The sequence below is a fragment of the Hoylesella timonensis S9-PR14 genome, assembly GCF_000762405.1.
In the GTDB taxonomy this organism is placed as follows: Bacteria; Bacteroidota; Bacteroidia; order Bacteroidales; family Bacteroidaceae; genus Prevotella; species Prevotella timonensis_A.
Genome location: NZ_JRPQ01000108.1, coordinates 1 through 11,028 on the forward strand (window position 1 = coordinate 1; position 11,028 = coordinate 11,028).

General features: G+C 40.7%; 10 protein-coding genes. 6 read left to right on the forward strand and 4 right to left on the reverse strand.

Annotation, left to right across the window (positions count from 1 at the left end; genetic code table 11):
• The first annotated feature begins 83 nt into the window (after positions 1–83).
• Positions 84–1,118 (forward strand): histidinol-phosphate transaminase, encoded by a 1,035-nt coding sequence (gene hisC, locus HMPREF9304_RS07035; protein WP_036927765.1) that lies wholly within the window; start codon positions 84–86, stop codon positions 1,116–1,118.
• Between the two features lie 199 nt (positions 1,119–1,317).
• On the opposite strand, the gene HMPREF9304_RS07040 is transcribed toward hisC, so the two are convergent.
• A complete protein-coding gene (locus HMPREF9304_RS07040) occupies positions 1,318–1,731 on the reverse strand; it encodes a DUF3127 domain-containing protein (RefSeq protein WP_008122240.1) in 414 nt (137 codons plus the stop codon).
• A 169-nt stretch (positions 1,732–1,900) separates the two neighbouring features.
• On the opposite strand from HMPREF9304_RS07040, the gene dnaN reads away from it, so the two are divergent.
• The 5 genes from dnaN to HMPREF9304_RS07065 all read left to right on the forward strand — a co-directional run bounded on the left by dnaN (position 1,901) and on the right by HMPREF9304_RS07065 (position 8,261).
• A complete protein-coding gene (gene dnaN, locus HMPREF9304_RS07045; protein WP_036927767.1) occupies positions 1,901–3,025 on the forward strand; it encodes a DNA polymerase III subunit beta in 1,125 nt (374 codons plus the stop codon).
• Positions 3,026–3,127: 102 nt separating this feature from the next.
• A complete protein-coding gene (locus HMPREF9304_RS07050) occupies positions 3,128–3,988 on the forward strand; it encodes a 3'-5' exonuclease (protein ID WP_036927770.1) in 861 nt (286 codons plus the stop codon).
• A gap of 1 nt (position 3,989) precedes the next feature.
• Positions 3,990–4,904 carry a type IX secretion system protein PorD gene (gene porD / locus HMPREF9304_RS07055; RefSeq protein WP_036927773.1) on the forward strand — a complete coding sequence of 305 codons (915 nt, stop codon included), beginning with the start codon at positions 3,990–3,992 and terminating at the stop codon, positions 4,902–4,904.
• Positions 4,905–6,566: a DNA repair protein RecN gene (gene recN / locus HMPREF9304_RS07060; protein WP_036927774.1), complete on the forward strand. Its 1,662-nt coding sequence runs from the start codon at positions 4,905–4,907 to the stop codon at positions 6,564–6,566.
• Positions 6,567–6,575: 9 nt separating this feature from the next.
• Positions 6,576–8,261: a serine protease gene (locus HMPREF9304_RS07065; protein ID WP_081953667.1), complete on the forward strand. Its 1,686-nt coding sequence runs from the start codon at positions 6,576–6,578 to the stop codon at positions 8,259–8,261.
• Positions 8,262–8,359: 98 nt separating this feature from the next.
• On the opposite strand, the gene HMPREF9304_RS07070 is transcribed toward HMPREF9304_RS07065, so the two are convergent.
• From HMPREF9304_RS07070 to HMPREF9304_RS14940, 3 genes are all read right to left on the reverse strand, one after another.
• Positions 8,360–8,959, reverse strand: coding sequence for a Crp/Fnr family transcriptional regulator (locus HMPREF9304_RS07070; RefSeq protein ID WP_008122254.1), 600 nt, complete (start codon positions 8,957–8,959; stop codon positions 8,360–8,362).
• Between the two features lie 36 nt (positions 8,960–8,995).
• Positions 8,996–10,777: a translation elongation factor 4 gene (gene lepA / locus HMPREF9304_RS07075; protein WP_036927777.1), complete on the reverse strand. Its 1,782-nt coding sequence runs from the start codon at positions 10,775–10,777 to the stop codon at positions 8,996–8,998.
• Between the two features lie 34 nt (positions 10,778–10,811).
• The coding region (locus tag HMPREF9304_RS14940) for a hypothetical protein (protein ID WP_036927779.1) at positions 10,812–11,028 on the reverse strand (217 nt) is incomplete at its 5' end.

An 11,028-nucleotide genomic window follows, 5' to 3' on the forward strand; every position in this document is an offset into this window, starting at 1 on the left:
GCAACTTTTTGTTGCTCAGATACTTAAAAAGTTTAATTTATAATAGTGTTGCGGAATTAAGGAATAACTAAAAGTCCTTTTGCATGAAAACATTAGAGCAGCTGATTCGTCCGCATCTCCGTAAGTTCAACCCTTGTGCTTCTATTGATGAACAAGCGCCACACGCTGAAAACGTCATTAGATTAAATGCGAATGAAAATCCCTATAACAAACCACTGAATCGTTATCCCGACCCGTTACAGTTAGAACTCAAGAAGACATTAAGCGCTCTGAAGAAAGTTCCTACCGACAATATTTATTTAGGGAATGGAAGTGAAGAAGCAATCGACCTCATTTATCGCATTTTCTGTGAACCAAAAGTGGACAATGTTGTGGCGATTGCACCCACACGAATGCGATACAAGCGATTAGCAGAAATCAACAACATAGGGTATAAGCCTGTGCTGTTAGATACCGACTTTCAGCTTCAGCCAGACAAGTTGTTGCACACTTGTGACCAACACACCAAAGTGGTGTGGATATGTTCGCCCAATGACCCTACTGGCAAGCCTATACAGAGAGATGCGATTTGCGAAATATTGACTTTGTTTGATGGGATAGTCGTTGTTGACGAAAGCTTTATAGATTTCTCACACCAACCTTCTATCAGGCACGAACTGAAAAAATATCCCAACTTAATTGTATTAGATACGATGAGTACAGCGTATGGGTGTGCAGCCTTGAGGCTGGGAATGGCGTATGCAAATAAGGACATTGTTGAGCTATTTAACAACGTAAAATATCCATTCAATATCAGTTCGTTGGCACAAAAGCAAGCTATAGAAACCCTTAAAGATAGTTTTGAAATTGACAAATGGGTCTCTACAATTGTCCAAGAGCGCGCTCGTATGCTCCATGCTTTCAGTGTCTTACCCGAATGTGCTCAAGTGTATGCTTCAGAGGCAAACTTCTTCTTAGCAAAGATGAAAGATGCAGGAGCTATCTATCAATATTTAAGAGAAAAAGGAATTAACGTATATGATTGCAGTCATCTTCCACTCTGTGAAAACTGCATAAGAGTGACCATAGGTTCAAAAACCGAAAACAATTTATTGTTGGCTGCTTTACGACAGTACTAATAACGTGCGGTGACGCTCACTCCACACAAAATGGATGCTTCACAGATAACAAGAAAAAAGGAAGAGGAAGCCCATGGGACGCTCATCGTTGCCATACCTCTTTTCTGAAAAGGCGTTCTACCCTACTCAAAAGTAAAGTGGATTTGATGACTTATTACTTATCAAATCCACTTGAGCAATTAACTTCCTTTGTAAGAACTTAGAAAGGTAAGTCGTCCGTACTCTCTTCTGTCGTAGCAGGTTGGGGAGGGAACGGTGCTTGACTCTGGTTAGTACCCGTTGCTGGAGTGTCTGTGGTGCCCATTGGTGGAGGCACTGGAGCGCCTTGTACTCCTAAAGAAGCAGGATCTACCTGACGAACATCATAAGCACGAATGTTATTATACCAACGTCCGTTGTGCTCGTGAGCATCAATATCAAAGGACACCAACACCTCTTGTCCTACCTGAATATTAAATCTTTGAAGACGTTCTTCGCCAAATACAGAAAATGACATCTTATGAGGATACTGTTCGTGAGTCTCAATCACAAAATCTTTTGCTTTCCAATCACCTCTTGCAGAAGTGCCACTTCTCTCAGGTGTTTCTGCAATCACCTTTCCTTGTAGTTCCATTTATCTTACGTTTTATGAATAATTTATCAATTGAATAGGATTCTCTGAACGGCGAAATTAGTAAAATACTTCTAAAATACGAAACTTTTAGACGGTTTTTTTGTTTGAGACAATGGTTTTTTGTATTTTTGTATCTACTTATAAGAATAACAATTAAAAAATTATACCCATGAGATTTACATTATCAAGCAGTGCCTTGAACAATCGTTTGCAAACGCTTTCTAAGGTCATCAACTTAAAGAACTCGTTACCTATTCTTGACTGTTTTCTCTTTGATGTAGCCAACAACGAATTGAAAATCACCGCAAGCGATAGCGAGAATGTGATGCAAACTTCTGTCTCTCTTGACGAATGCGATGGAAACGGCAAATTCGCTGTGCCCAACAGAACCATTTTAGACGCTGTGAAAGAGTTGCCAGAGCAACCACTGACTTTCGATGTAGACACCGAACATCTTACCATCAAGATTCAATACCAAAATGGAGTTTATAATTTTACGGCACAAAATGCAGCAGAATATCCTCAAACATCGGAAATACCCGATGGGGCAACAGTGGTAACAATTGGTGCTAACGTTCTGAACAACAACATCAACCGCTCCCTTTTTGCCACCGCACAAGACGAACTCCGTCCTGTGATGAATGGTATTTATTTTGATTTAACACCAGAGGGATTGGCAATCGTGGCAAGCGATGGGCATAAATTAGTGAGAAACAAGAATTTTGAAATAAAAAGTGATACATCTGCTTCTTTCATCTTACCTAAGAAGCCCGCTACACTTTTGAGGACAGTACTGACAAAAGGAGAAGGAGATGTTGTCATTAAGTTTGACAACAGAAATGCAGAAATACGATACGAAGGAGGTTCACTATCTTGTAGACTCATTGAGGGAAAATATCCTAACTACAACTCTGTGATTCCGCAGGATAATCCTAATCAGCTCAATGTTGATAGAAAAGGACTGTTAGGTGCATTAAGACGAGTATTGCCCTTTGCCAGTGAGAGCAGTCAACTCATTCGCCTCCACCTTGAGACAGGAAAGTTAGAGCTGTCTTCTGAAGATGTCGACTTTGCAACAAGTGCGAAGGAACAAATCGTGTGTGATTATACGGGACAAACCATGAGCATCGGATTTAAGGGAAGTTCGCTGACAGACATTCTCACCAACTTAGACAGCGACGAAGTGACTATTCAATTAGCCGATCCAAGTCGTGCAGGGCTTATCATTCCTTCTACACAACCAGAACACCAAGAAGTATTGATGCTCATCATGCCTATGTTACTGAACGATTAAATAGTCACCATTAACTTGCTAAATGTATCTACATGAGCGCCTGAGACTTCGGGAATTTATACTTTGTAGATACATTTATCTTTTTATCATCTATATCAAAAAATGAAATTAAATCTAAAGAAGCCTTTAATTATATTCGACTTAGAAACCACTGGATTAGACTTGGTGAATGACAGGATTATCCAAATATCATACATCAAAGTACTTCCGAACGGCGAGGAAGAAAGAGAGAGTATTTTTGTAAATCCAGAGAAACCGATACCGCATGAAGTGATTGAGCTCACAGGAATTACGAATGAAGACGTGGCTAACGCTCCAAAATTCAAAGAGATAGCAACACATCTTCAAAATCAATTTAAGGATAGCGACATTGCGGGATTCAACTCCAACCACTTTGACGTGCCACTCTTGGCAGAAGAATTCTTAAGAGCAGGTATTGACTTTGATTTTTCTAAATGTAATCTTATTGACGTGCAAACCATCTTTCATAAGATGGAACGCCGAAACCTTGCTGCCGCATACAAGTTTTACTGCGGACGAAAGATGGAGGAAGACTTTCAAGCGCACAAAGCTAACGAAGATGCAGAAGCCACCTATCGGGTGTTGTTGGGACAGCTTGAGAGATACGATCCAGACAAAGCCGAAGAAAAAGAAAGAGCCTTGCCCAATGATATGCAGTACTTGGCTAACTTCTCCAAAACAAACGACGCTGTTGACTTTGCTGGGCGCATTGTATGGCGTGAGCAGAAAGACAGCAATGGAAAAGTGATGACCCATGAAGATGGTTCGCCTGTCAGAGTAGAAGTATTCAATTTTGGAAAATACAAGGGAAAGACTGTTTCAGAAGTGCTACGCCAAGACCCGGGCTATTACAGTTGGATGTTATCAAATGATTTTACAAACAACACCAAGCAAGTGTTGACAAGAATTCGCTTGCGTGAATTTAATAAGAACAATCAGTAGAATGAGAACGATACGTACCATTATCTGTTTACTTCTTTTCTGTACGTGCTGCACGAAGAGGGCGTGCGGTCAAGAATTGAACGCTAAAGTGCGTATCAACCACAGTCAGATACAAGGAACAGACCAACGCATCTTTGAAAACTTGGAGAAGACACTGAACACCTTCATCAATGACCGGCAGTGGACAAACCTCCATTTCAAGAAAATAGAACGGATACCTTGCAATTTTAACATCACGGTAACGAAATACGATCAGGCTACGAACATGTTTACCTGTAAAGCACTGATACAAGCTAACAGACCCGTTTACAATTCTGCCTACACCTCCACCTTATATAATAATACGGACAATGACTTCAATTTTGAGTTTGCAGAGTTCGACCAACTCAAGTTTAACGAGGAATCCATAGACAACCAGTTGACTGCGCTCATTGCCTATTATGCCTATCTAATTATTGGCATCAACCTTGATTCGTTTGCACTCATGGGTGGCGACGACATCTTGCAACGCTGTCTACGTCTCACGAACAATGCACAGAACCTGAATTTTACAGGTTGGAAATCATTTGATGATAGCCGAAATCGCTTTGCTATCATTAATGACTACATGGATAGCGCAATGTCTCCTTTTAGAAAACTGCAATACGATTATTATAGAAAGGGACTTGATGAAATGGCTACCAATGCAGAACGTGGGCGTACCAACATCACAACAGCCCTACAAGAGGACCTCAAGAAAAGTCGGGAGAACAGACCGTTAAGCATGCTTCCGCAGATATGGACCGACTATAAAAGAGACGAGTTGGCAAATATCTATAAGGGGAAAGGTACGCAAAAGGAAAAAGAGGCAGTGTACGACATCTTGTTTTCTATCAATGCCTCGCAAAATGAAGCTTGGGAAAAAATCAAAGAATAAATGCTAAAACAACTATATATACAAAACTTTACGCTCATTGACGAAATGAACATACTGTTTCATCCCGGATTCTCTGTCATCACGGGTGAGACGGGTGCAGGAAAAAGTATCATCTTAGGAGCTTTAGGATTATTAAAAGGCAATCGTGCCGATACGAAACAAATAAGACAAGGAGAGGAACGCTGCGTTATTGAGGCTCATTTTGATATTCGGCAATATGACCTCAAAGATTTCTTCTTAGAAAATGACCTTGACGATGACCCTCAGGATTGCATCTTAAGAAGGGAAATCAACATCAATGGAAAGAGCCGAGCTTTTATCAATGACACCCCTGCTTCGCTCTCTGTGATGAAAGATTTGGGAGAACGCCTCATCGATATTCATTCACAACACCAAAACCTATTGTTAAACAAAGAGGATTTTCAACTGCATGTTGTTGATATTTTGACCAAAGACGAAGATACACTAAGAAAGTATCAAGAAAGCTATCAGAAATATAAAAAAGAACAAACGATATTGGAAGAGATGATAGCCAAGGTGTCAAAAGACCAAGAGAATGAAGACTATTTACGATTTCAACTGCAAGAACTTAGTGACGCAGCACTGTCAGAGGGGGAACAAGAAGTATTAGAACAAGAGATTTCAACCCTTGAGCATGCCGAGGAAATCAAGTCAGCACTCTATCTTTCCCAAAATCTCATTTCTAACGAATCGAACGGCATTATAGAAACACTGAATCAAGTGAGCCAACAACTGCAAAAAATAGAGCAGATATACACGCCAGTGCAAGAAATCTCTCAACGCATGGAGAGTTGTTATATAGAGATGAAAGACTTGCTGCAAGAGATTACAGCCCAAGGCGAGCAGGTTTCTTACAATCCTCAACAACTCGAACAAAGCCAAGCAAGGTTAGATACCATCAATTCGTTGGAACATAAGTATCATGTTGCATCGATTGCAGAACTCATAGCATACCAACAAAAAATACAAGAACAAATCAATCTCCTTGATCATAGCGATGAGGAAATACAGAAACAAAAAGATATTGTTGCAAAGTTATTAGACAACTGTACGCAACAAGCAGAAAGGTTGACAACTATCAGAAAGAAAGCAGCTAAGACTATCGAGTCAGAGATGAAAGCAAGATTAGTTCCGCTCGGTATTCCTAAAATCAATTTTAAGGTAGACATCAAACCAAAAGAGTTAAGCTCGAACGGAAAAGATAGTGTCTCGTTTCTGTTCAGTGCCAACACAAACTCCCCTTTAAGTCCTGTGTCACAGGTTGCGTCAGGTGGAGAGATTGCCCGTGTGATGCTTTCTCTAAAAGCAATGATTAGTGGAGCTGTCAAACTCCCAACGATTATCTTCGACGAGATAGACACAGGAGTGAGTGGTAGTGTGGCAGAAAAGATGGCGCACATCATGGACGAAATGGGAAATAACCACAGACAGGTCATCAGTATCACGCATTTACCACAGATTGCCGCCTTGGGGAAAAATCATTATAAAGTCTCTAAGACGGAAACTCCCAACGGCACCATCAGCAATATGACTCCTCTAAATGAGCAACAACGAATAGAAGAAATCGCACAAATGCTCAGCGGTAGCAATATTACCAAGGCAGCATTAGCTAACGCACGTGAACTTTTAAATGTAAATTAAGACAACCACATGATGAATATAAAAAATAAAATATCGTACTTATTAACGCTTTTGTTCATGGCTACCTTCTCCGTAACGTATGTCCATGGTCAGTCAAAACAGGTAAAGAAAGCAGCAGCATCTATTTTTAGTCTAACGACTTTCAAAACAGACGGCACACTATTAGCCTCTACCAATGGCGTGTTTATCAGTGATAATGGAGAAGCTATCAGTGCGTTCTATCCTTTCGTAGGCGCAGACAGTGCAGTGGTCATTGACACAAACGGGAATGCTTTGCCCGTGGATGTGATTATTGGGGCTAATGAGTTATACGATGTCTGTAAATTCAAAGTCAATGGAAAGACGACACCTATTAAAATAGCAAGTACGCCTTCTATGAATGGTGAGAAAGTCTGGATGTTGGGTTATTCCATTAAAAATCAAGAAGCAAAACAAGTACCTATCCAGAAAACAGAACTTTTCATGGACAAGTACACCTATTATATATTCTCCTCGGAGACACCAGAGAATATGGAGGGCTGTCCTTTTGTAAATGCGAAAGGCGAACTCATTGGGATTTTACAACATGCGAACCATTCGGAAGGAACGCATGCGGTGGATGCTCATTTCATGAAAGACATGCAGATTAACAACGGACTTTCTTTAGCAGACCCTGTGTTACGACAAACCACCATCAGGACACAATTGCCTGCCAAAGAAGAAGATGCCTTGGTGACGCTGATGATGGCCTCAGAGCAAAATAAGAAAAACTATCTTAAATATATCCAAGACTTTAAGCGCTTGTTTCCTCACGCTGTAGATGGATATGCAGCACAGGCAAGACAGTATGCCAACAATAAAGAATTTGCAAAAGCTGCAACAGAAATGGAGACTGCCATTCAAAATGTACACAAGAAAGATGCGGCACATGCTGAATATGCAAAAATCATTTTTCATCAACAACTCTTTCAGCCAGACTCCACATACTTAGCTTGGTCGCTTGACAAAGCTCTTACGGAAGCACAAAAGGCTTATGAGATAAATCCGTTGCCAGCCTATCAGCACCAACAAGCACAAATTATTTACTCCAAAGGAAACTATCAGAAAGCGTATGATATGTTCATTGCATTGACCAAAACGAATCTACGCTCTGGAGAACTGTTTTACGAGGCTGCACAGGCAAAAGCACAATTAAAGGCGAACCAAGCAGAGATTCTGAGTCTGCTTGACAGTGCTGTCGCTGCATGTCCTCAGCCTTTGACACCCATTGCCGCTCCATTCGTACTTGCACGTGGTGCAGCTTATGACCAAGCTGGCGATTACAAAAAAGCTATCATGGATTATAATCGCTATGACACACTCATGCTGGGAAGGGCAAACCATGAATTTTATTATACGCGCTTTAATTGTAATGTAAAACTACGAAGATACCAACAGGCATTGAATGATATTGCGCATGCAGCAGTGCTTAACCGACAAGAGCCAACCTATTTGGCTGAAATGGCTTCGTTGCAACTCAAAGTAAACTACATAGACGACGCCCTTAAAACTGCGGAACTCTGCATTGGGATAGCACCTAACTATCCTGACATCTATCTTATCAAAGGACTTGCGCTCATTCAGAAGAAGCAAAAAAAGTTAGGAATAGAGGCGTTTGAGAAAGCGAAACAATTAGGCGATAAAAGGGCGCAAGACTATATTGACAAATATAAATAACAGTCGCAAGCGTCAAATGAAAAAGAGAAATTCTTAAAATGACAAAGGCAATAGGGATGAGCGAAGAAAATTTGCTCATCCCTATTACCTTTTGAAAACTAATCTTCCATTAACATAGAAGTCCTTACGCGACTCAATGTCTCAGGGGTCATCTGAAGATAATTAGCCACATAAGTAAGCGGAGCTCTGAAAACTACTTGTGGATATAACTTACACATGCGCTTATATCTATTTTGAGCTGTTTCAAAGCGAACCAAGTCGGCATGTATCTGTGAGATAATCAAACTTTCTTCTAATATCTTTCTATACATCATCTGAATATTCACATTATGCAAGGCAACTTTCTCTAACTCCTCTTTGGGCAACGCATAAATAACAGAAGCCTCTAAAGCCTCCACCTGCAGATGACTCGGTTCTTCCTTAAACAAGCTCTCGATACACATAAATATGGTGTTATCAGCACCAAGATGCTCGGTCACTTCCTTATCGTTCTTAAAATAGAACTGTCGTATCAGACCTTTATCCAAGTAATAGATACATTGACAAATTTCTCCTTCTGCCAATATCATTTCACCTTTAGCAAACTTCATAGGCACCAAAATACTCTCCAAAGCATCTAATTCTTCGTGAGTCATCGTACTATATTTACGCGCTAATTCCCTCGCAATATCACGAGGTGTATTGACAGGTTCTTTCATTTTCGTATGATTGTTAAAGTTAGCATTTTCTTCTTCCTAATCTAATTTCAAAACAGCAAGGAAAGCCTTCTGCGGAACCTCTACATTACCAATCTGTTTCATCCGCTTCTTACCCTTCTTCTGCTTCTCTAAGAGTTTTCGTTTACGACTCACATCACCACCGTAACATTTGGCAGTCACATCTTTTCGTACACATTTAATGGTCTCTCTTGCAACGATCTTTCCTCCAATAGCCGCCTGTATCGCAATGTCAAATTGCTGTCTTGGAATTAAATCTTTCAGTTTTTCGCACATCTTCCTTCCTAAGGTCACCGCATTGTCTTGGTGTGTTAAAGTAGAAAGCGCATCCACAGGCTCACCATTCAAGAGAATATCCAACTTTGCAAGTTTAGAAGGTCTGAACGAATCCACATGGTAATCGAATGAGGCATATCCCTTAGAGATAGATTTCAGCTTATCGTAAAAGTCAATCACGATTTCGCCTAATGGCAACATAAAATGCAGCTCTACCCTATTGCCAGAAATAAATTCCTGTTTTATCAATTCCCCTCGTTTGTCCAAACAAAGCGTCATAATCGGACCTATATAATTAGCGTCCGTGATAATCGTGGCTTTAATATAAGGCTCTTCAATATGTTCAATCATCGTCTGTTCAGGAAGTCCCGATGGATTATGAACTTCCTTCGACTCGCCATGTTTGTCATAAACCATATAAGAAACGTTGGGAACGGTGGTAATCACTTCCATATTAAATTCCCTGTCCAAGCGTTCTTGCACAATCTCCATGTGCAACAGTCCTAAGAATCCACATCTGAAACCAAAGCCGAGAGCGATGGACGATTCAGGAAGAAAAGATAACGACGCATCGTTGAGTTGCAGCTTTTCCAAAGAAGCACGCAGATTTTCATAGTCATTGGGATCTATCGGATAGACACCCGCAAAGACCATGGGCTTCACTTCTTGGAAACCAGAGATAGCTTGCGTACAAGGACGAGCAACATGAGTAATGGTATCTCCAACCTTCACCTCTTTGGCATCCTTAATTCCGCTAATGATATATCCCACTTCCCCTGTGCTAAGCTCCTGCTTCGGAACCATATTCATCTTAAGAATTCCGATTTCGTCGGCATCATATTTCATTCCTGTATTATAGAACTTGACTTTATCCCCTTTCTTAATACTTCCATTTTCTATTTTGAAGTAAGCGATGATACCACGAAAACTATTAAAGACGGAATCGAAAATCAAAGCCTGCAAGGGCGCATCTGTATCTCCTACTGGATGAGGCACACGCTCCACTACTGCTTTCAAGATTTCTTCTATTCCTTGTCCTGTTTTCCCCGATGCACGTAAAATATCCGAGCGTTCACAACCAATGAGTTCAATGATTTCATCTTCCACTTCTTCTGGCATAGCCGAAGGCATATCAATCTTGTTGATGACAGGAATAATTTCCAAATCGTGGTCTATCGCCATATACAGGTTTGAGATGGTTTGAGCCTGCACACCCTGTGTTGCATCAACAACCAAAAGTGCTCCCTCACACGCAGCAATACTTCTGCTCACTTCATACGAGAAGTCAACATGTCCGGGAGTATCAATGAGATTGAGTATATAGTTTTCGCCTTCATATTGATACTCCATTTGGATAGCATGACTCTTAATCGTTATACCACGCTCTTTCTCCAAATCCATATCATCCAACATCTGACCGCCTGTTACTTGTACCGTATTCGTATATTCTAACAACCGGTCTGCTAAGGTTGATTTCCCGTGATCAATATGAGCTATTATACAAAAATTCCTAATTCTATTCATTGGTTTGTTTCGTTATCTGCCAATTAAGTTATCGTCAATAATCCTGTTGTGCAAAGATTGCGCGAGCCGAAGACAGAGAAAGTTTACTTTCTATGTTGAGGCGAAGCCAATCTTCTATAAAGGTTGCGCAAGCCGAAGACAGAGAAAGTTTACTTTCTATGTTGAGGCGAAGCCAAACTTCTGCAAAGGTTGCGCGAGCCGAAGACAGAGAAAGTTTACTTTCTATGTTGAGGCGAAGCCAAACTTCTGCA